Origin of the sequence: Paraburkholderia dioscoreae, assembly GCF_902459535.1 — a bacterium.
Classification (GTDB): domain Bacteria; phylum Pseudomonadota; class Gammaproteobacteria; order Burkholderiales; family Burkholderiaceae; genus Paraburkholderia; species Paraburkholderia dioscoreae.
The window spans coordinates 1,258,903-1,278,714 of the sequence record NZ_LR699553.1 but is presented as its reverse complement, the minus strand read 5'-3'; the positions used below and the strand labels follow the sequence as shown (position 1 = coordinate 1,278,714).

Sequence of the window (19,812 nt, the reverse complement as noted above, 5' to 3'; positions counted from 1 at the left end):
TCGCCACGATGCCACGTCAGGCCGCCGTGCGTATTTCAAGGCCACGCACCTACAGCGGTTCGCACACCACGTCGAACTTCAATAGTTGCGTGGGCCCAAAGGCATTGCTGATCGCCACATCAGCCGCGTCGCGCCCGCGCGCCATCAGCACGCGCCCCGTGCGCGGCGCATTGTTGCGCGGGTCGAAGATCTGCCAGCATCCGCCGATATACGCCTCGAACCATGCGGCGAAATCCATCTGCGCATAGGGCGGCGGCAAGCCGACGTCGCTGATATAGCCGGTGCAATAACGCGCCGGGATATTCATGGCCCGGCATAGCGCCACGGCCAGATGCGCGAAATCCCGGCATACGCCTTTGCGCTCCTGCCAGGCCTGCCACGCAGTCTTGGTCGGACGCGCAAAGTCGTAGCCGAACACGATATGGTTGTGCACGTAGTTGCAGATCGCATCCACGCGCACACGCCCGAGCGGCAGCGTGCCGAAGGTCTGCCATGCGAATTCGGACAGCAGATCGGTTTCGCAATAGCGGCTGCCCAGCAGAAACACCAGCGTATCGTCAGGCAGCATTTCCACCGGATGCTGTTCGGTGTACGGCGGCCGCGTTTCCGGCTCGGAGGACACCTCCAGCACCGCACTCGTCGAAAAGGAAACTTTTCCCGGCGGCGCCACGATCCGGCTGCACAGATTGCCGAACGAGTCACGATACTGACGGATCGGCACCGGCGGATCGACCACCAGCAAATCGGGATTCAGCACCTCTTTCGCATGCGAATAGTGGGTGTTCAACATCAGCAGCATCGGCGTCGGTTGCACACACTCATAGACCAGTTCATAGCCAACGCGCAATTTCATCGCAGCGCCCTTTTCCAGTTGAAACATTCAGTTGACGTGCGAACACGTTCCATTTATCCATCCGGGACGTTCGGTGCACTCTTATTCGCCCGTGCTTGTCCTCATTCGCACTCATTCACCTTCAGTCACGCTCACATCCACCTGCAAACCGCGGAACGAATGCGGCGCGCCATGCCACGTACCCCACAACGGCAGCGCCTGGTATGCGTTCCACGCCACCGCCACGCGAATCAGATGGCGGTTGCCGACGATACTGTTGGTCGGATCGAAATCGACCCAGCCGGCACCCGGCAAATAGATCTGCAACCATGCGTGCGTCGCGCCGCCGCCTTGCGCCGCGTCGTGCTCGGGCACGAACAGATAGCCGCTCACGAAGCGCGCCGCGAGACCGAGCGAGCGCACCGCGTCCATCATCAGCACGGCGAAATCGCGACAACTGCCGCTGCGGCTGCGCAAGGTGTCGCCGGGACGGTTCACGCCTTTTTCCGTGCGGCGCACATAGAAAAACGTGCTCTTGATTTCGAGCGTCATGGCGCGCAAAAGCGCCATCGTGCCGCCGCCGGCACCAGCGCCGCGCTTGCCGCTCTTTGCAGCGCCGCCGGCCGTCGGCACGAAACGGCGCGCCCACTCGTCCACGTCGCTGTCCGGATACGGACGGCTGCGCGCGTTCACGAGATCGGACGCTTCCTCGTTGGTGTACGCGAACGGCCAGTTCACCGCATACGGTTCGAGTGCATAGTCGGGCATTGGCGCTTCGAAGTGCTCGAGCGTCACTTCGCTGTCAAAGCGGAGTTCGCTCGCCTTGTCCGCGAAACTCGCGACCGCCACCGAGTTGTCGAATACATCGTGCAGCCAATGAAGCCGCGACGGTGTAGGCGTGATCACCAACTGGTTGGTAACGAGGCGCAAATCGTGGCTGGCGCGCGGGCGAAACATCATGCGATGCTCGCCGAAGCGCACGGGTTCAGAGTAACGGTAGACACTGACGTGACGCACCGTGAATCGCTGCGGCTCATTCATCTGACCGCCTGATGAATGCCGCCGGGTTCGTCCTGTCCATCGTGTTCACGCTTGTAAAAAAGCCACAGCCGCAGCAGGCGAAGAGCGCGCCGCGCGGTTTTGATCTTCAATGAGCCACGGCCGGGTTCCGGTGTGGTCGAGTGGTCTCAGACAAGTTGACCGACGGGGTCAGCATACACCCGCCATATTGGTTGAAAACACTCATTTGGGTGCTGCGTCGCGTGCGCGGAGTTATCAACAGAATCTGTGCTCAAATCTGTGCATAACTATCCGGCAAAAACTGCAAGCCGTTGATACAGATGCTATTTTTACCGCGACGTCGAAGTTGTGCAGCGCTCGCCGCGAGCGCGCCTCATTCGCGCACCGCGTCGCGCGCCGTGTCCTCGGCGACGCTCGCGTGGCGCGCCTCTTCGCGCCATTGCTGGCGCGAGCGAACCATTCTCTGCACCGCGAGGCGCGCCATCTTGACCCAGCCCGAAGGTCGCGGGTCGGCCAGCATGCTAAGGGCGCGCGCATAGTCGAGTGTGAGGCCGGGCGTCCATGCCATCGTTGCGGCTCGCTTGCGCACTTGCGCGGCGACCCACAGTTCGGGTGTGGAGATCACGCGCAGAAACGGCCGCCACCCGCCGAGGCCGCCCCACACGCGCGCCGATGCCCCTTCGATAGCCGCTTCCAGTGCGCGCGAGACACTGCTCGAACAGTTGCGGTGCGTGAGGTTATACGTCGCGTCCTGCCGATACGCGTCCCAGAAACGCCGCAACCGGACCGGATCGTAATTGCGGATCCGCACCTGCACGGTGGAAGGACACCACGCTTTCGACTCGGTCGCGTAGTCGGGCTGGAACAGGCCCGGCACGTCGTTCTCACGCGTGGCGCGTAGAAGCCGCGCGAAGTCGTCGGGCGAGCGGTCGATCTCGACGCCCGGATACAGGCTGATGTAGATGCCCTCGGGCGATTCGAGCGCAGCATGTCCAGTCGATATCACGCCGTTGCGATCCACCGCCGCGATATAACGATCGACGATCGGCTGCCGCCGCGCCTCGCTTTTCGCTGAGCCGACGGGCGTCCACACGTGTACGGTCAAGGCGGCTTCATCGGCGGCGGGGGGCCCATCCCATTCGTGGGCGATCACGCGGCTCGCGGCCAGTTCGCTCGCGGCGGCGATGCCGGCATCCGCCGCAGCGCCGTTCGCGGCGAGTCCGGGGTTCGCGGCGACCGCGGGATTCGAGTCGAGCCGCCGCACCCGCGTGCTCAGCAAGAACATGTTCCAGCCGCCGAAGATCAGGCCGAGTCCGAGACAGTACGGCACCGTGCCGACGTAGTGCGTCGGATAAGGTTGATAGAAAAAAATCGCCAGCGCGATTTCGACACCGCCGCCGATCATCGCGAGCCGCCACGTGCGATAGCGGACCACTTTGGCGGAGACGATCTGCAACAGCCCATCGGCGAGAAAGAGCGTGCCGAAGATCATCGACAGAATGAAGTTGCCGTGCTCATGGCCGACGAGAATCAGCGCCGCCGCAGTGGAGAACGCAATGCCTTTTACATAGCGCAGCGTACGTTGCCCGCCCATGCCGGTCCAGGCGACGGCCAGCGTGGCGAGGCCTTCCAGCAACAGGAACAATGCGAATGGGGTGATCGGAAAGTAGAGCGCGCTATCGAGCGCATCGATGAACACGACGACGCCGAGCAGCAAACTGATGCAGCCGACGAGCCGCAACGATCGCCAGCGCGTGCGCAGGTAATCGACTCCAAGCAGAATCATGACCAGACGAACCATCGCAAGCCCTCCGTGATTGACGCGCCCTGCCGATCGCCATCTTATACACGTTCATGGCTCGGGCGCGCAACGCTTCGGCACGACGGAGCCGTCCATGCGCATGCGGCGCGCCCCGTTCAGACGCGCCGGCCTGCCACGAATCGAAACGTCTTACGCCGCCGCGGCTTGCGGAATCGCTTCGCCCTGCTCGCCGCCCAGCGCGTCGAGCAGATCGCACAGCATGCGGTCGAGTTCGGCGGTCATCAGCGTGACGTCAGAGTCGAAACGTTCGTCGTCGTTCTGCGCGGTGGGATCGCCCGCTTCCTTCAACACGTCGAGCGGCGCGATGCGCTTGATCGTGAGCGACGGCGTCAGCACGAACGACACGCGATTGTTCCATGTCATCGCGAGCCGCATGCATTGCTTGCCGGCTTCGATATGACGGCGCATGTCTTCGGCGTCCAGTGTATGTCCCACGTAGCGCACGGTGGCGTTGCCTTCCGCGGGCGAACGCAACTCGGTGTCCTGATCCAGCGTGAAGCCCGCCGGACCCTCGCCTGCGAGCAGCCATCCGGTCATGGCCGCGACCGGCGAGTGCGTGACGCGTACCGTGCCGAGCGGCAATTGATCGATCGACTTCACCAGCAGGCCGCGCACTTCATCGGCGACCGCTTGCGAAGCCGCGTCGATCACGAGCCAGCCGTTCCTGCAGTCGATCCACACGCGCGTATCGCGGCGAATGCTGAAGGCGCGCGGCAACAGTTCGTCCGTGACCTGCTCCTTGAGTTCGCGCATCTGTTTTCGGCCGGGTTTGAAGCCTTGCTGTTCCTCGAGTTCGAACGCGCGCGCCTTGGTCACTTGCGTGACGACCGAAGCGGGCAGCAGTTTCTTTTCGGCGCGAAACACCAGCAGCATCTGGCCATTGAGCGAATACACCAGCGAGTCGCTGGAATCGTTATCACGCGGCGATGCCCAGCCGTGGCTTTGCATCTCGACGCTGTTGCCGGGCGCGAACGCATGCGGCGCGAGCCATTTCTGCATCTGTTCGGGGGTGACGGACCACGGTGCGGGAAGACGGTGAAGCTGAAGGTTTTTGAACCACATGGGCAGAGTCGTGTACGGGCAAAGCGCACCATTCTATCTGACGATCGACATCGCGCGACCGGCGGGAGACTGACTCTCTGACCTCACGCCGAACCTTCGCGCCGCGCGCATCGTTTTCAAAAATAACCCGACAATCCTTTAAGAGTTAGACCAATTATCAAACACGGCAATTAGCCAGAGAATGCGCTCCATCGACCTCAACATCTCTCTGGAACGCGCCATGTCCACCTCATCGATGTCCCGAATCGCCCGCCATATGCTGATCGCCGCGAGTTTCGCGGGCGCCGTGAGCGCCCATGCCGCGAGCGACGCCGACCTGCCCGTGCCGCACCATCTCGCCGTTGCATCGAACTCGGCGCAAAGTGCCGCGATCGTGCAAACCGCGCGCCGCTACGCAGCATTCTGGAACACCGGCGGCGAGGCCTACGCGACACGCGCGCTGTCGCCGGCTTTTGTGGACCGCACCTTGCCGGACGGGCGCCCGCAAGGTCGTGACGGTCCGCTGCAGGCGTCGAAGGGATTTCGTGCGGCGGTGCCCGACCTGCACGCCGAAATCGACGACCTCGTGGTGGCCGGCGACCGTGCCTCGGTCCATCTGCATTTCTACGGGCACTTCACAGGACAGTTCCAGAATCTCAAAGGCAACGGTCAGACGATCGACTTCCAGGCCTTCGACCTGTATCGCGTGAAGAACGGCCGCATCGTCGAAAACTGGCACCTCGAAGACAATCTGACGTTACTCAGGCAGCTCGGCGCCATCAAGCCGTAATGGTTTAGCCGTAGACGTTTTGAGCGCGCTTTACGTTGAGATCACCTAGACTTTTGACAAGCGCGTGACTGGACGGAGGCGGCCATGACCGATCACACCGCAGCCTGGCAGATGGTGGAATACGAGGGATTCGAGATTCACGTAGCGCCGTTTCTGAAGAACCCGCCGAGCGAAGGGCACACGCCGACCGCGGCGAATCAGCGCTACACGTATATCGGCTACGTTTGCCATCCAGGCGCGGACCCGGCCATTCCCGGCCATGCGGTGCCGTTTCACCCCGATGGCGAAGAGAGCTTCGCCGGCGAGGACGAAGCCGTCTATGAAGCCGTGCACATGGGCCGCAGCATCGTGGAAGGCACGCATCCAGACCTGACGGTGTTGCCGCTGGTGACTGGCGGCGTGTGAATCTCGGGCTTGCGCTTCAGCGAGGCTCCAGCACGCCCGACGGCGAGTCCTGCTTCGCCAGCAGGCGCAACGCCAGTTCCAGCATCCGCTGATTGGCGCGTGGCGGCGTGAACGTCTCGACTTTTTGCAGCGCGGCTTGCGCGACGCTGCGGCGCAGCTCGGTGTCCGTCAGCAGGCGTTCGATGCCGAACGCCATAGCGTCCACGTCGCCGACCGGCACCAGCAGGCCAGCCTTGCCACCTTCCAGCATGTCTCGCGGACCGGTCGGGCAATCCGCCGACAGCACCGGCGTGCCGAGCGCCATCGCCTCACCGAGCACCACCGCGCAACCTTCGTAGCGGCTGCTCAGGACGAGCATTTCCGCCTGCCGGATATAGGGCAGCGGATTGGCACAGAAGCCAAGAAACTGCACCGATGCACCGATCCCCAGTTGGTCGGCGAGTTGCTCGAGCTCGCCCCGGTCGCGCCCGTCGCCAATCAGGACGAGCGCCGCCTCGCAGCGGCCGCGCTCGCGCAACTGCGCGTAGGCTCGTAACAAGGTCTTGTGGTCCTTCTGACCTTCATCCAGACGCGCCACGGAAACGATGAATGACTCCGCCGGACGTTTGATCTCCGCGCGCGCCGCGGAGCGCAGCGCGTCGACGTCGATCACATTCGGCAACTCGACAATGTCCATGTCCACGCCCGTTGTCGAAAAGAGTTCCCGCGCCTCGTTCAGCATGGCGGGAATCAGCACGGTGATTGCCGAGTAACGCGCGTAATGCCGCACGCGCCGGGCGATGTAGCGCGCGCTCTTGCCGCCGAGCCGGGCCGCGAGGCTGAAATGGTTCACGCCGAACCAGGGCACGTTGCAACTGCCCGCCATATGGCGCAGCGAAAAATCGAAATCGCAGACCAGATCGTGTTGCCTGACGAGATGCCGCATACGCAGCGCCAGCAGCGGCCGGATCACGCCGTAGGTCAACAGCTTGTGCAATAACTTCTCGCCGGTGCCCAGCTTGCGCCGGCGCGCCGCCTGATGCAGCGCGTACATCCATTTCGACGAGGCGAGTACGTGGACGGGAACGTCTTCGGGAATCGACTGCGCACGCCAGAACGCCAGGTCGTCGGTCGGATACGCCACCGACAGGCTCGGCGCGAACAGGCGCCGGTCGAGCGTCTTTAGCCAGGACAGCAACGCGGTCTCAGTGCCGCCTTTACCGAAATCGTTGATATGAAACAGGATGCGCAGCGGGGTGCGGTCGGCTTCGATAGAGTGGGGGTTCACGTTCGTCATCCTGGTTATTCGCCCAACTCTGCTGTCGGCGCTTCGCGCCGCTGTTCGCTGCGCAGTACCGTGGTTCTGCTTCGCACCGTTTCCAGCGACGCCTCGCCTGCTGCACCGGCGTGCTCCGCGCAGCCCAGCAGCAGGCCCGCAAAAGCCCAGAACGCGAGCATGGTGGTTTGCCACATGAAATCGTCGGTTGTATTTTTCGCGATCATGCCGGCCACCAGTGCCACGCCCGCAGCGCACAGCCAGGGGTCGACCCGCCGCAGCCGCCAGAAGCGCCCCACGAGGCACAGCAGAAGCGCCGTCTGTAGCACGACGCCGATGAATCCCGTCTGCAGCCACGTATTGATGAACAGGTTGTGCGCGTGCGTCAGCGCTTGCGGCTCGACCGCCAGCAAACTGGCCGGCATTTCGCTGCGATAGACGATACCCGGCAACGGCTTGCCGAAGCCCACCCCAACCCACGCGTGGCGCTCGGCCTCGCCGACATAAAACGCCCACAGCTTCGGACGCGTGTCGGCCGATACCGTGTCGCCGATTGCGGACAGCGAGCCTGGCACGTAGACCTGATGACCGTCGATCGCGACGTCGCGCGGCTGCGTAGCAGCGGGCACGGTGCCGGCCGTGCGCAAGCGGGAACTGAACTCGAGTGTGCCGACGCCGGCCGCGCCGACCACGGCAACGACCAGCACCGCCAGCAGCAGGCGCCGCCGGTAGAGCGGAAACAGTGCGATCAGAAGCGTGACGGCGGCCGCCGGCCAGAAGAACCGGTTGAGCGTGGCCAGTCCGATGAACAGGCACAGCGCGATGCCGCTTGCGCCGATCATGCGCCACCGCGGCCGCAGCATGAAGCCGGCGAAGAGCGGCATGGCGAACACGGCAAGCGTGCTGGTGTGACCGACGCGGTTATAGAAATGCAACGGAAAGGTATTGGCGGTGGGCGGCTGCAGATGCCCCCAGTAGAGCGCGCTGATCGCGGCGAGCGCGAGGCAGGCGAACCAGTTGATGAGCACGACGGGCGCCGGCCGCCGCAGTTGCGTACCGAACAGCCAGAAGCCCCAGAACGCCACCAGCGGATAGAGCACCTCGTCGCACCACGCGTGCAGACTGACCATCGGATACATGGACCACGCGACCGAGGCGAGGCTCCAGCCGGCCCAGCCCGCGATGGGCAGCATTAGCGGCCAGTGCCATAGCGATGGCCGGCTGGCCGAGCAGGCGGCGGCCGCCACGCCGAGCGCCATCAGGGCAAGCGCATTGAAGACGAGCGCCGTCATGTGGCCGAACATCACCACGAACAGAATGACGGGACACGCAACCCATAACACGCGCTCCACTCGCGCAGCCGTGTGAGTCATTACACCTTCACCAGAACATTTTGCAATGCGTTGTACACCGACTCCACCGACAGCCGGCCCATGCAGTCGGCATGGTCGCCGCGCCATGCGACGCAGGTCGTCTCGTTGCGATCGCAGCGCCGCACCCATGCTACCTTGCGGCGGAAAATAAAAGGCTGATCGCGGCATGGCATCTCCGCGACGGTAATGGGCACGAACGGCACCTCGCGCCAGTAGCGCCCCGCGCCGTGGATCAAGGCATTGCCGGGGCCGAACAGCGCGAGGGTGGGCACCCCGATCAGACGCCCCAGATGCGCGACGCCGGTATCGGGACAAACCACGGCTTGCGCGCCGGCAAACAGATGCCACAACTCGCCGAGGCCGAGCCGCGCCGCCAGGTTCGGATGACGAGGGTCGGGGTCGATCTCGCGAATCAGCTCTGCTTCGCCCGGACCGCCGGTCCATACCGGCAGATAGCCGAGCGCTTCCACGCGTTGCGCAAGCTCGCGCCAGCGCGCGTTGGGCCAGCGTTTGACACGGGTGCTCGCGCCCGGATGAAGCACGACGTAAGGTTTCGCGAACTGCGACGGCTCGGGTAGCGCCGCATGCGGCGGCGCGGGCCAATCGGCGGGCCGGTAAGCGCGCGGCGGCGGTCCGTCGATCAGTTCCGCGGCGAGGTCGGCCCAGGCCGCCGGCGCAGCGGGATACGGCACGCTCCGGTTGAGCGGCCAGTTCTTCCAGGCCGGCTTGTCGCCCGCGTGTCCGACGATCCAGCGGCAGCCCGCACCCAACGCGAGCCAGCTATGACGATTGTCGCCGAGCACCATGCCGAGGTCGTAAGGTCCGGAAAGCAGAACGTCGCGCACCGACCGCGGATCACGCGGATCGAACGGCAACACCGCGACACCGAAAGGCCGGCCGGCATACAGCGGCACGATCGCCTTCGGACAGGCGAGAACGATCTGCGCCTGCGGATATTGCACGCGCAGCTTGGCGAGCAGCGGTGTGAGCAGCAGCGTGTCGCCAAGCAACAGGTGGTGCGCAATCAGGATCCGGCGCGGGTGCCGTGGCTCGCGGCGCAATGGCTTGATCAGCAGTCGCGGGATGGCCCGCGCAAAAATACGAAGACGCCCGGCAAGCCGACTCATGGGCTCATCGGCGCGTTTGTCCCCGCCGCGATCTTGCTGTACGCCGTTACCCGGCGCGAGGTCGCGTTCGCCATGCACAATCTCCAGCGGTATTCTTCCCGAAGGCCTCCAGTGCAGCGGCTACAGCCCCGTCACGACGGACTGGCGCGGTTCGGGATGCGGCGCCTCTGGCCCGCCGCCTGTCCAGGCCGGCATGGAAAGTTCGATGAAGTAAGTGGGTGTTCGGCTCGAATTGAGTTCGAGCGTTGATAGTTGAAAATTATAGCATGTGACCCTGCTACGGAACGACGCGAAACCACGCCAGGAAACCCGCTTGCCCCTTCTGCGACAAGGGTGCGGCGGATCCCTAACGCGCGCTGTCGATGCCCTCGGCCAGCGTCAGCAGCGCGTCCACGTGAGCAGCCACGCCGGGGTCGTAAAGCACCGCGTCGCGAGCCAGTTCGAGTGGCGTGCGACGCGTACCGGCGCCGTGTTCCCGCACCGCCCTCTCGACTGTCGCACGCAGATCGGCCACCTCGCCCGGCGCGAAAACGAATTTCGCATGCGGGGCGATCGCATCGCAGCAGCCAATGGTCGACGGGAAAATGACCGGCGTGCCGCACATCACCGATTCGATGCCGACCAGCCCGAACGGCTCATACGTCGACGCGAGGATCGTGAAGTCCGCGGCCCGGTAGCACTCCGCGAGCTCTTTCACATAGCCGATATAGCGCAGCCGCGCGGACGGGCGCGCGGGCGGGCGGCCGGCTACGGCCACGACCACCGGCAGCGCGGTGTCGCGCAGCGCGGCTTCGATGAGCGGCAAACCCTTGCGCTCATGGCTGCTCGACGGAAACAGGAGGACGATCTCGTCGTCGGCGAAACCGTATTTGTGGCGCAAGGCGGCGCGCGTCGCGGCATCCGTGGGCGCGAAACGCGTGCCGTCCACGGGGGGATACAACACGCGGATCTTCGCTTCGTCCACGCCGTACAGTTCGCGCAATTCGTCATGCATCAGTTGCGAGTGCGCGACCACGATTTTCGAGCGCTCGTACTGGCGGCGCTCGAGCGCAATCTGCCAGCGGTCCGAACGCTTCTGCGCGCGCCCCGTCGCCCGCAAAAAGCCGAGATGCGTGCCGCCGCAGATCGCCATGTCGGACGAGTCGACGCGGTTGCAGCCGATCAGCACATCGACGTGCGCCGCGCGCCGTGCCGCGCGCAGCCGCCATGAAAACCAGCGGTCGCGCAGCTTGCCCGGCAGAAACGCGACGTTTATACGGTGCGGCTCGACCATCCCGTATTCGGGCAGCGACGCATCGAAACGACGCGCAAAGAAAGCCGGCTCGACGCCGCGCGCGGCGAGGCCGCGCACCAGATCCATTGCGTAGCGCTCGAGGCCGCCGCTGTGTTGCAGAGCGTTGCTGGAGAGTCCAAGTTTCTTCATTCAGACAGCGCGCGCCAGCGCCTCGTCAAATGTTAAGGGATGAGTCATGCGCGGTCCGGTTTGGCGGACCGCGTGCAGGGAGCCCCGAATGAATGGCCCGATTGACGTGTCGTGCGCTTTACGCCGCGCTCTGCTGGAACTGGATACGGTGCAGATGCGCGTACAGCCCGTCTTGCGCCAGCAGTTCGCGATGACTGCCGCTCTCGACGATCTGCCCCGCTTCCATCACCAGGATCCGGTTGGCGCGCTCGATGGTCGACAGGCGGTGCGCGATGACCAGCGTCGTGCGGCCCTTCATCAAGGTTTCCAGCGCGGCCTGCACATGGCGTTCCGATTCCGAGTCCAGCGCCGACGTCGCTTCGTCGAGGATCAGGATCGGCGCGTCCTTGTAGATCGCGCGCGCGATCGCGAGACGCTGCCGCTGGCCGCCCGAGAGCATCATGCCGTTGTCGCCGACCAGCGTCTCGATGCCCTTCGGCATGGCCTCGACGGTGTCCCACAAATTGGCCGCGCGTAGCGCCGCCTTGACCCTGTCGGAGTCGGCGACCTGCCCGTACGCGACGTTATTGGCGACCGTGTCGTTGAACAGCACCACGTCCTGGCTCACCATCGCGATCTGGCTGCGCAGCGCATGCAAATCGTATTCGGGGATCGCCACGCCATCGACCAGAATCTGACCGCCGGTCGGATCGAAAAAGCGCGGCAGCAGATTCACCAGCGTGGTCTTGCCGCTGCCCGACGGGCCCGCGAGCGCGACCATTTCGCCCGGCGCCACCCGGAACGACACCTTGTCGAGCGTGTGGCGGTTGTGCGTGGCGTTGCCGCTGTACACGAACGAGACGTCGCGGAATTCCACCTCGCCGTGCGCGCGTTCGAGCGGCTTGCCGCCGCCTTCCGGCTCGGACGGCTCGTCGATCAGGCCGAAGATCATTTCGCACGCCGTCATGCCGCGCTGCAGCGGCTGGTTCACGTCCATCAGGTGCTTGAGCGGCGAAATGATGAGCAGCATCGATGTGACGAAAGCGACGAACCCGCCCACCGTGGTCTGATCCGACGACGACTGCACCACCGCGATCGTGATCACGACAGCGAGCGCAATCGACGCGAGGAACTGCGTCAACGGCTGCGCGAGGCCACCGGACACCGTCATGCGCATGGCGTAGCCGCGCAGACGCTTGCTCATCGACTCGAAGCGTTCCATCTCGTACTGCTCGCCGTTGTGCACCTTGACGACCTTGTAGCCGCCCACCGACTCTTCGACGATGTACGACAGCTCATTGGTCAGCAGTTGATGCTCGCGGTTCAGGCGGCGCAGCCGGCGGTTGATCTTGCCGACCAGCCAGCCGATCGCCGGCAGCAGCACCGCGACGATCAGCGTCAAACGCCAGTTCAGATAGAACAGATAGCCGAGCAGGAAGACCACAGTGAGCGAATCGCGCACCAGCGTGACCAGCACGCTCAGCAGCACGTTGAGAATCTGGTTCACCTCGAACACGATCGCGTTGATCACGGTACTCGCGGTTTCGCGCTGGAAGAACGCGACGCTCGTGTGAATCATGCGGTCGAACATCTTCAGGCGCAGGTCGAGCAGGATCTTGTTCGTCACGTAAGCGAGCAGATACCCGGACGCGTATTGCGACAGGCTGCGAATCAGTGCGAGGCCGATCACCGCGGCCGGCACGAACCACTTGGCCCTGTCGTTGGCATGCGCGCCGAAACCCTTGTCCAGCAAAGGCTTGAGCAAGGCGGGGATCGCGGCGTCGGTCGCGGCGCTGACGGCCATCGCGACGATCGCACCAATGAGAACCCAGATCAGCGGCTTGATATACGGCCACAAACGTCGAAAGACGACGGCGGGCGACGACGCCTCACCTGAACCGATGGGTTTGCTTAACGTTGGCTTCGCGCTCAAGGAATCCTCTGAGAATGCGGGACGGCAATCGCGCGGCTGACGGAATGCTTGCCGTGCGGAATATCAAAAAAGAGCCATTGTAAACGGTTGGGGATGGGCGTCGGCGGTTGGGGATCGGCTGTGTATACTCGCTCCTGCAAACTCGCCCATGCAGCCCGCTTCGCGCAATGCGCCCGGCGCCGGCCGCTTGCGCGAAGCGTTCCGTCATTTTGCCCTCCACGCTACTCAGGTATGCAAGAAACCACCCTCGGCGTCGCCATCATCACTAAAAACGCGGCGGCGCGGCTGGCTGAATGCCTGCAAGCCGTGGCCTTCGCCGATCAGATCGTCGTGATCGACGGCGGCAGCACCGACGGCACCACGGACATTGCCCGCTCGCACGGCGCTCGCGTGATCGAACAGACCGACTGGCCGGGCTTCGGCCCGCAAAAGAATCGCGCGGTGGACGCGCTCGGCACCAGTTGGATTCTTTCGCTCGACGCCGACGAGATCGTCTCGCCGGAACTCGCGTCAGCGATCCGCGCGGCGCTGGCCGCCCCCACCGCCGACGTTTATGCGGTGGATCGGCTGTCGAGTTTTTGCGGGCACTGGATTCATCACAGCGGCTGGTATCCGGACTGGATTCCGCGCCTCTTCAAACGCGGCGCCGCGCGTTTCTCCGACGACCTGGTTCATGAGCGACTGGTGTTCGACACGCCGGCGCAACGCCTCGCCGGCAAGCTGATGCATTACTCGTACGAGGACTTCGAAGGCGTGTTGCGCAAACTCGACGCCTATTCGACAGCGGGCGCTCAGCAACGTCACGCGGCGGGTCAGCGAGGCAGCTTCGGCAAGGCGCTCGGACGCGGTGCGTGGGCGTTCGTGCGGACCTATGTGCTGCGTCGTGGTTTTCTGGACGGCCGCGCCGGTTTCATGATCGCGGTGTTCAATGCGGAGACGGTGTATTACCGGTTTTTGAAGCTGGCGCGGCTGGGGGAGAAGGCGCGGCACTGAATGCCTGGATGACAGGTAGGCGGGCGCTCGGTTGTCCGCGCCAACGGCGCGGACAACCCGCAACGTCAATAAACGATCTCGATCGAGCTTCCGGCAAACTCGCCGCGCAACGCCGCGAGTAGTTCGTCGGTCGGCTTCACGCGCCACGCGTCGCCCAGACGCATTTCACCTTCGGCATTCTGGCTGCGATAAACCACCTGCACGGCCAGCCCGTTCGGGATCTGCACCGCCTGACGCTGCCCACCGCCGCCATAGCCGCCACCATTACGGCCACCACCGTTGCCACCGCCGTTCCCGCCACGCGATGAGGCCGCCGGCGCCGCTGCCGCTTGCGGTTCGTCCTTGCCCGCGCTATGCGCTTCGAGCACACGACGCAAGGCCAGCGCGTCCGCATTGCCGTTCATCTGCACCTTCACGGCCTCCGCATAACGGCAGCGCGCGCGGCCGAGATCCATGACCGTGTCGACAGTAAAGCGGATGCCGCCCGTGAACGCGTCGTTACGCGCCTGGCCCTGCACGACCAGCAGTTCGTCTTCCTTGAACAGTTGCTTGTGCGCTTCGAACGTCTCGTTGAAAACCGTGACTTCGCACTGGCCGGTGCCGTCGTCGAGCAGCGCGATCAGCATCTTGCCGCGCTGGGTCATCTGCGTGCGCAGCGAGGCGATCACGCCCGCCACCAGCTTGTCGCGCCCTTCCTTCAACTCGCCGATCTTCTGGCGCACGAAGCGGCGCACTTCGTCCCTATAGGCGTCGAACAGATGGCCCGACAGGTAAAAGCCGAGTGCGGCCTTCTCTTCCTGCAGCTTTTTCTTTTCCGGCCATTCCGGCTCGTCGACCAGTTCGTGACCTTGCGAGGGTGAGTCGCCCATGTCGAACAGGCCCGCTTGCAGCGCGTTGGCGCTCGCCTGTTCGGCGGCTTCCATCGCAAGTGAGACCGAAGCGATCAGTTGCGCGCGATTCGCATGCAACGTGTCGAAAGCGCCGGCGCGGATCAAGGCTTCGACCGTACGGCGATTGACGATACGGCGATCGACCCGGTTACAGAAATCGAAGATGTCGATAAACGGGCCTTCCTCACGCGCGCGCAGGATTTCTTCGATCGCGTTCTGGCCGCTGCCCTTGATTGCACCGAGGCCATAGCGGATCGTTCGCGAACGCTTGCCGTCGGCTTCCGCAACCGGCTCGAAGCGGTACGCGGACAGATTGACGTCCGGCGGCAGCACCGCCATCTTGTTCACGAGGCAGTCTTCGAACAGGATCTTGACCTTGTCCGTGTCGTCCATGGCGAGCGACATATTCGCCGCCATGAATTCCGCCGGATGGTGCGCCTTCAGCCATGCCGTGTAGTACGCGAGTAGCGCATACGCGGCCGCGTGCGACTTGTTGAAGCCGTAGCCCGCGAACTTCTCCATCAAGTCGAAGATTTCGTCGGCCTTCTCGCCAGCCAGCCCGTTCTTCGCGGCGCCCTGACGGAACAGCTCGCGATGCTCGGCCATTTCCTCGGCCTTCTTCTTACCCATCGCGCGACGCAGCAAGTCGGCGCCGCCCAGCGAATAGCCGCCGATGATCTGCGCCATCTGCATGACCTGCTCCTGGTAGACCATGATGCCGTAGGTCTCTTTCAGAACAGATTCGACACGCGGATCCGGATACTCGACCACTTCGCGGCCGTGCTTACGCGCGCAGAAGCTCGGAATCAGGTCCATTGGGCCCGGACGGTACAACGCGACCAGCGCGATGATGTCCTCGAAGCGGTCAGGCTGCGCGTCTTTCAGCATGCCTTGCATGCCGCGGCTTTCCAGCTGGAACACGGCGACCGTATTCGCTTTCTTCAGGATCGAGAACGACGCCGGGTCGTCGAGCGGCACCTGCGCGAGCGACCAGTCCTGCTTCGACGGATCCAGGCGCCGGATATAGCGCTCGGCCCAGTCGAGAATCGTGAGCGTGGTCAGACCCAAAAAGTCGAACTTCACGAGGCCGACGGCTTCGACGTCGTCCTTGTCGTACTGACTCACGACGCCGCTTTCGTCGCCCTGCGTGTACAGCGGGCAGAAATCGGTCAGCTTGCCCGGCGCGATCAGCACACCGCCCGCGTGCATGCCGACGTTCCGCGTCAGCCCTTCCACGCGCTGCGCGAGTTCGAGCAACTGATGCACTTCGTCTTCGTTGTCGAAGCGCTCCTGCAGCAGCGGCTCTTCCTTCATCGCGTCCGCAATGGTGACGTGCTTGCCCGGCTTGAACGGAATCAGCTTGGCGATGCCGTCCGTGAACATGTAGCCGAGATCGAGCACCCGGCCGATGTCGCGCACCGCCGCCTTCGCCGCCATCGTGCCGAACGTGGCGATCTGCGACACCGCGTCCGCGCCGTACTTTTCCTTCACGTACTGGATCACGCGATCACGGCCGTGCTGGCAGAAGTCGATGTCGAAGTCGGGCATGGACACCCGCTCCGGATTCAGGAAACGTTCGAACAGCAGGTTGTAGCGCAGCGGATCGAGGTCGGTCACGCCGAGCGCGTACGCGACCAGCGAACCCGCGCCCGAGCCGCGGCCCGGACCGACCGGCACGCCGTTGTTCTTCGCCCAGTTGATGAAGTCCGCCACGATCAGGAAGTAGCCGGGAAAGCCCATCTTGATGATCGTGCCGCACTCGAATTCGAGGCGCTGGTAATACGTTTCGCGCTGCGCTTCGCGCTCGGCCGCGTCCGGATACAACTGTTCGAGACGCTTTTCGAGGCCTTCTTTCGACAGATGGACAAGGTAGTCGTCGAGCGACATGCCGTCGGGTGTCGGGAACAGCGGCAGCTTGGGCTTGCCGAGTTCCAACGTGAGGTTGCAGCGCTTGGCGATTTCGACCGAGTTGGCGAGCGCCGACGGAATGTCCGCGAACAGCGCGGCCATTTCTTCCTGCGTGCGGAAGTACTGCTCGGGCGTAAAGCGCTTCGAGCGGCGCGGATTGGCCAGAATGTCGCCTTCGGAAATACACACGCGCGCTTCGTGCGCGGTGAAGTCGTCCGGCGTCATGAACTGCATGGGATGCGTGGCGACCACCGGTAATTTCAGCGACGCCGCAAGCGCGACCGCCTGCTGCACGTAGTGCTCGCCGCCCGGCTGCCCGCAGCGCTGCACCTCGATATAAAAGCCGCCCGGGAACACCTTCGCCCAGTGCAACGCATTGCGTTTTGCCGCTTCTTCGTTACCCGCCGCGAGCGCGAGACCCACGTCGCCCTGCTGCGCGCCGGACAATGCGAGCAGCCCTTCGCCCAGACCGGATTCGAGCCAGCCGGCCTCGATTTCCGCGCGACCGCGATACTGATTCGTGAGCGACGCCTTGCTGAGCAGTTCGCACAGATTCAGGTAGCCGCGCCGGTCTTTGACGAGCAGCAGCAAACGGGAAGGCTTTTCGCGGTCGTCCGGATTGGTGATCCAGACGTCGCAGCCGGCAATGGGCTTGACCCCTTTGCCGCGGGCTTCCTTGTAGAAACGGACTAGGCCGAATGCGTTGCCGAGATCGGTGAGGGCGAGCGCGCCCTGGCCGTCTTTGGCAGCGGCCTTGACGACGTCGTCAAGGCGCACGATGCCATCGGCAATCGAGAATTCGGAGTGAACGCGGAGATGAACGAAGCGAGGATCTGACATGGGCGACATTGTAACTCCACCCTTCCGGAGTTTTCAGGCCAAAACCGCGCGTTAGCCGATCGGCTCAGGACAGCAACGCGCGAGCCGCGCGCACCGGCGCTTCCCGAGCGGCGGACCATGGGACGGCCGTTCGGACGGCACGGATAAGCGGCAAGTTCGCCGACGATTTGCGCTACCGCAACCCGCTGGCCATTCGGCCGAGTCGGGGAAAGCGCCAGGTTGAGGGATAATACGGGTTTCGCCCTATTCGACGTGGCCGTGCCGCATGGCGGCTGAAGGCGGGAGCCCAATGCGCCCCGTTTTCCGCAACGCCGGTCACCTCTTACCGCTGGACATCTATGAGCATCGTCAACCTCTCTTCGTATCAATTCGCGACTATCGAAGACACGGCCGCATGGCGCCCGTTCGTCACGGAACGCTGCAATGCGCTGGGCCTGAAGGGCACCATTCTGCTCGCGCCGGAAGGCATCAACCTGTTCGTCGCCGGCACGCGCGAGAACACCAGCGCGTTCATCGACTACATCCGTCACGACGCGCTGTTCGAGGGTAAGTTCGCCGATCTGCAGTTCAAGGAAAGCCTGTCGGACAAGCAGCCGTTCACCCGCATGCTGGTCAAGCTCAAGCGCGAAATCATCACGATGAAAAAGCCGGCCATCCGGCCGGAACTCGGCCGCGCGCCGTTCGTCGACGCGCCCACGCTGAAAAACTGGCTGGACCGCGGTCACGACGACGAGGGCCGGCCCGTGGTGATGCTCGACACGCGCAACGCGTTCGAAGTCGACGTCGGCACGTTCGACAACGCGCTCGACTACCGCATTACCAAATTCAGTGAATTTCCCGAAGTGATCGAGCAGAATCGCACCGATCTGGAAGGCAAGACGATCGTGTCGTTCTGCACGGGCGGCATTCGCTGCGAGAAGGCCGCGATCCACATGAAGGACGTCGGCATTGAAAACGTGTACCAGCTCGAGGGCGGCATTCTGAAGTATTTCGAGGAAGTGGGCGGCGCGCACTATCACGGCGACTGCTTCGTGTTCGACTACCGCACCGCGCTCAATCCGCAACTGGAGCCTAGCAAGACCACGCAATGCTTCGGCTGCCGGGCCGTGGTCACGCCGGAAGCGCAACAATCGCCGCTGTACGTGGCGGGCAAGACGTGTCCAGAGTGTCATCCGGACAGCAAGGCGGCGCGCGCCGCGTGATGGCGGCGCAGCGGGCGCAATCAGAGCGTGGCTTGCCGGTAGAGGCCGCCATGACCTACCGCGGACGCTTCGCTCCATCGCCCACCGGCCCGCTGCATTTCGGCTCGCTGGTCAGCGCGCTCGCAAGCTGGCTGGACGCGCGTGCGCATCGGGGAGCATGGCTCGTTCGCATCGAAGACATCGACCGCCCACGCACCGTGCCGGGCGCCGCCGGAGACATTCTCGCCACCCTCGAACGCTTCGGCATGCATGCGGATGAACCGCCTGTCTGGCAAAGCACGCGCCTCGCGCGTTACGAGCAGGCGCTGGAGCAATTGAAGGCCGCCGGCATGATCTATCCGTGCGGCTGCACACGCAAGGAGATTGCCGACTCGCTGCTGCACGCGCATGCGCGCAACACCACCCTCGCCTATCCCGGCACCTGCCGCGACGGCCTGCACGGCAAACCGGCGCGCGCATGGCGCTTGCGCGTGCCCGACGGCGACGCCGCGGTCATCACGTTCGAGGACCGCTGGCAAGGCAGGCAGACGCAAAACCTGGCCACGGAAGTCGGCGATTTCGTGCTGAAGCGCGCGGACGACCAATGGGCGTATCAACTGGCGGTGGTCGTCGACGACGCGGACGCGGGTATCACGCACATCGTGCGCGGCGCGGATCTGATGGATTCAACGGCACGGCAGATCTATCTGCAGCGCTGCCTGGGCGTGCCGACGCCCGAGTATCTGCATGTGCCCGTGGTCATGAACGAACACGGAGAAAAACTCAGCAAGCAGAACGGCGCCACGGCGCTGGATAAGGATAAGCCGCTAGAGGCGCTGAGCGCGGCGGCACGGCATCTTGGGCTCGACTTGCAGAGCGCCGCGGCCCATACGACGCTGGACAGCTTTTATGCTGCCGCCACGGTGGCATGGGCAAACCGAATGGGATTACCAGCGGAATAAACGCGATTCGCGTCTGAAAGCGATCTCGCCGTGCGCGG

Annotated in this window: 15 protein-coding genes; 5 read left to right on the top strand and 10 right to left on the bottom strand. The window is 64.1% G+C overall.

All coding sequences use genetic code 11. The features are described 5' to 3' along the window. Nucleotides 1-49: 49 nt before the first annotated feature. From PDMSB3_RS05730 to PDMSB3_RS05715, 4 genes are all read right to left on the bottom strand, one after another. A complete protein-coding gene (locus tag PDMSB3_RS05730) occupies nt 50-853 on the bottom strand; it encodes a transglutaminase-like domain-containing protein (RefSeq protein WP_007175677.1) in 804 nt (267 codons plus the stop codon). A gap of 111 nt (nt 854-964) precedes the next feature. After that, the gene (locus PDMSB3_RS05725) at nt 965-1,873 is read right to left on the bottom strand and encodes a transglutaminase family protein (protein WP_007175678.1); all 909 of its coding nucleotides are present in this window, start codon (nt 1,871-1,873) and stop codon (nt 965-967) included. 352 nt (nt 1,874-2,225) lie between these two features. Next, a complete protein-coding gene (locus PDMSB3_RS05720) occupies nt 2,226-3,653 on the bottom strand; it encodes an HdeD family acid-resistance protein (RefSeq protein WP_007175679.1) in 1,428 nt (475 codons plus the stop codon). A 150-nt stretch (nt 3,654-3,803) separates the two neighbouring features. Next, entirely contained in the window at nt 3,804-4,736 is a 933-nt protein-coding gene (locus tag PDMSB3_RS05715) for a recombination-associated protein RdgC (RefSeq protein ID WP_007175680.1), read from the bottom strand. A 220-nt stretch (nt 4,737-4,956) separates the two neighbouring features. On the opposite strand from PDMSB3_RS05715, the gene PDMSB3_RS05710 reads away from it, so the two are divergent. Together PDMSB3_RS05710 and PDMSB3_RS05705 are read left to right on the top strand one after the other, a co-directional pair. After that, a complete protein-coding gene (locus PDMSB3_RS05710; RefSeq protein ID WP_051058939.1) occupies nt 4,957-5,505 on the top strand; it encodes an ester cyclase in 549 nt (182 codons plus the stop codon). 84 nt (nt 5,506-5,589) lie between these two features. Beyond that, complete coding sequence (locus PDMSB3_RS05705) at nt 5,590-5,910, top strand: hypothetical protein (RefSeq protein ID WP_007175682.1); 321 nt, start codon at nt 5,590-5,592, stop codon at nt 5,908-5,910. Nucleotides 5,911-5,926: 16 nt separating this feature from the next. Here the strand turns inward: PDMSB3_RS05705 and PDMSB3_RS05700 are convergent, their stop codons facing one another. The 5 genes from PDMSB3_RS05700 to msbA all read right to left on the bottom strand — a co-directional run bounded on the left by PDMSB3_RS05700 (nt 5,927) and on the right by msbA (nt 13,000). Then, a complete protein-coding gene (locus tag PDMSB3_RS05700; RefSeq protein WP_035516340.1) occupies nt 5,927-7,186 on the bottom strand; it encodes a glycosyltransferase in 1,260 nt (419 codons plus the stop codon). A gap of 5 nt (nt 7,187-7,191) precedes the next feature. Continuing rightward, entirely contained in the window at nt 7,192-8,538 is a 1,347-nt protein-coding gene (locus PDMSB3_RS05695; RefSeq protein ID WP_007175684.1) for an O-antigen ligase family protein, read from the bottom strand. Then, the gene (locus PDMSB3_RS05690; RefSeq protein ID WP_165185364.1) at nt 8,538-9,665 is read right to left on the bottom strand and encodes a glycosyltransferase family 9 protein; all 1,128 of its coding nucleotides are present in this window, start codon (nt 9,663-9,665) and stop codon (nt 8,538-8,540) included. The genes PDMSB3_RS05695 and PDMSB3_RS05690 overlap by 1 nt, the downstream gene beginning before the upstream one ends. Nucleotides 9,666-10,011: 346 nt before the next feature. Then, the gene (locus tag PDMSB3_RS05685; protein ID WP_007175686.1) at nt 10,012-11,088 is read right to left on the bottom strand and encodes a glycosyltransferase family 4 protein; all 1,077 of its coding nucleotides are present in this window, start codon (nt 11,086-11,088) and stop codon (nt 10,012-10,014) included. Nucleotides 11,089-11,206: 118 nt separating this feature from the next. Beyond that, nucleotides 11,207-13,000, bottom strand: coding sequence for a lipid A export permease/ATP-binding protein MsbA (gene msbA / locus PDMSB3_RS05680; protein ID WP_165185362.1), 1,794 nt, complete (start codon nt 12,998-13,000; stop codon nt 11,207-11,209). Between the two features lie 231 nt (nt 13,001-13,231). Here msbA and PDMSB3_RS05675 point away from each other — a divergent pair, with 231 nt between their 5' ends. Then, nucleotides 13,232-13,993 (top strand): glycosyltransferase family 2 protein, encoded by a 762-nt coding sequence (locus PDMSB3_RS05675; protein WP_165185360.1) that lies wholly within the window; start codon nt 13,232-13,234, stop codon nt 13,991-13,993. 65 nt (nt 13,994-14,058) lie between these two features. Here the strand turns inward: PDMSB3_RS05675 and dnaE are convergent, their stop codons facing one another. Beyond that, nucleotides 14,059-17,640 (bottom strand): DNA polymerase III subunit alpha, encoded by a 3,582-nt coding sequence (dnaE, locus tag PDMSB3_RS05670; protein ID WP_165185358.1) that lies wholly within the window; start codon nt 17,638-17,640, stop codon nt 14,059-14,061. Nucleotides 17,641-17,969: 329 nt separating this feature from the next. Between dnaE and PDMSB3_RS05665 the strand changes: the two genes are divergently transcribed. After that, entirely contained in the window at nt 17,970-18,833 is an 864-nt protein-coding gene (locus tag PDMSB3_RS05665; protein WP_007175690.1) for a sulfurtransferase, read from the top strand. Between the two features lie 50 nt (nt 18,834-18,883). Then, a complete protein-coding gene (gluQRS, locus tag PDMSB3_RS05660) occupies nt 18,884-19,774 on the top strand; it encodes a tRNA glutamyl-Q(34) synthetase GluQRS (protein WP_007175691.1) in 891 nt (296 codons plus the stop codon). Nucleotides 19,775-19,812 lie beyond the last annotated feature (38 nt).

Coding starts and splice junctions, on each gene's coding strand:
- PDMSB3_RS05705 (WP_007175682.1), top strand. CDS start 5,590: ATGACCGATCACACCGCAGCCTGGCAGATGGTGGAATACGAGGGATTC.
- PDMSB3_RS05730 (WP_007175677.1), bottom strand. CDS start 853: ATGAAATTGCGCGTTGGCTATGAACTGGTCTATGAGTGTGTGCAACCG.
- PDMSB3_RS05720 (WP_007175679.1), bottom strand. CDS start 3,653: ATGGTTCGTCTGGTCATGATTCTGCTTGGAGTCGATTACCTGCGCACG.
- PDMSB3_RS05665 (WP_007175690.1), top strand. CDS start 17,970: ATGAGCATCGTCAACCTCTCTTCGTATCAATTCGCGACTATCGAAGAC.
- PDMSB3_RS05710 (WP_051058939.1), top strand. CDS start 4,957: ATGTCCACCTCATCGATGTCCCGAATCGCCCGCCATATGCTGATCGCC.
- gluQRS (WP_007175691.1), top strand. CDS start 18,884: ATGACCTACCGCGGACGCTTCGCTCCATCGCCCACCGGCCCGCTGCAT.
- PDMSB3_RS05675 (WP_165185360.1), top strand. CDS start 13,232: ATGCAAGAAACCACCCTCGGCGTCGCCATCATCACTAAAAACGCGGCG.
- PDMSB3_RS05685 (WP_007175686.1), bottom strand. CDS start 11,088: ATGAAGAAACTTGGACTCTCCAGCAACGCTCTGCAACACAGCGGCGGC.
- PDMSB3_RS05690 (WP_165185364.1), bottom strand. CDS start 9,665: ATGAGTCGGCTTGCCGGGCGTCTTCGTATTTTTGCGCGGGCCATCCCG.
- PDMSB3_RS05695 (WP_007175684.1), bottom strand. CDS start 8,538: ATGACTCACACGGCTGCGCGAGTGGAGCGCGTGTTATGGGTTGCGTGT.
- dnaE (WP_165185358.1), bottom strand. CDS start 17,640: ATGTCGCCCATGTCAGATCCTCGCTTCGTTCATCTCCGCGTTCACTCC.
- PDMSB3_RS05725 (WP_007175678.1), bottom strand. CDS start 1,873: ATGAATGAGCCGCAGCGATTCACGGTGCGTCACGTCAGTGTCTACCGT.
- PDMSB3_RS05715 (WP_007175680.1), bottom strand. CDS start 4,736: ATGTGGTTCAAAAACCTTCAGCTTCACCGTCTTCCCGCACCGTGGTCC.
- PDMSB3_RS05700 (WP_035516340.1), bottom strand. CDS start 7,186: ATGACGAACGTGAACCCCCACTCTATCGAAGCCGACCGCACCCCGCTG.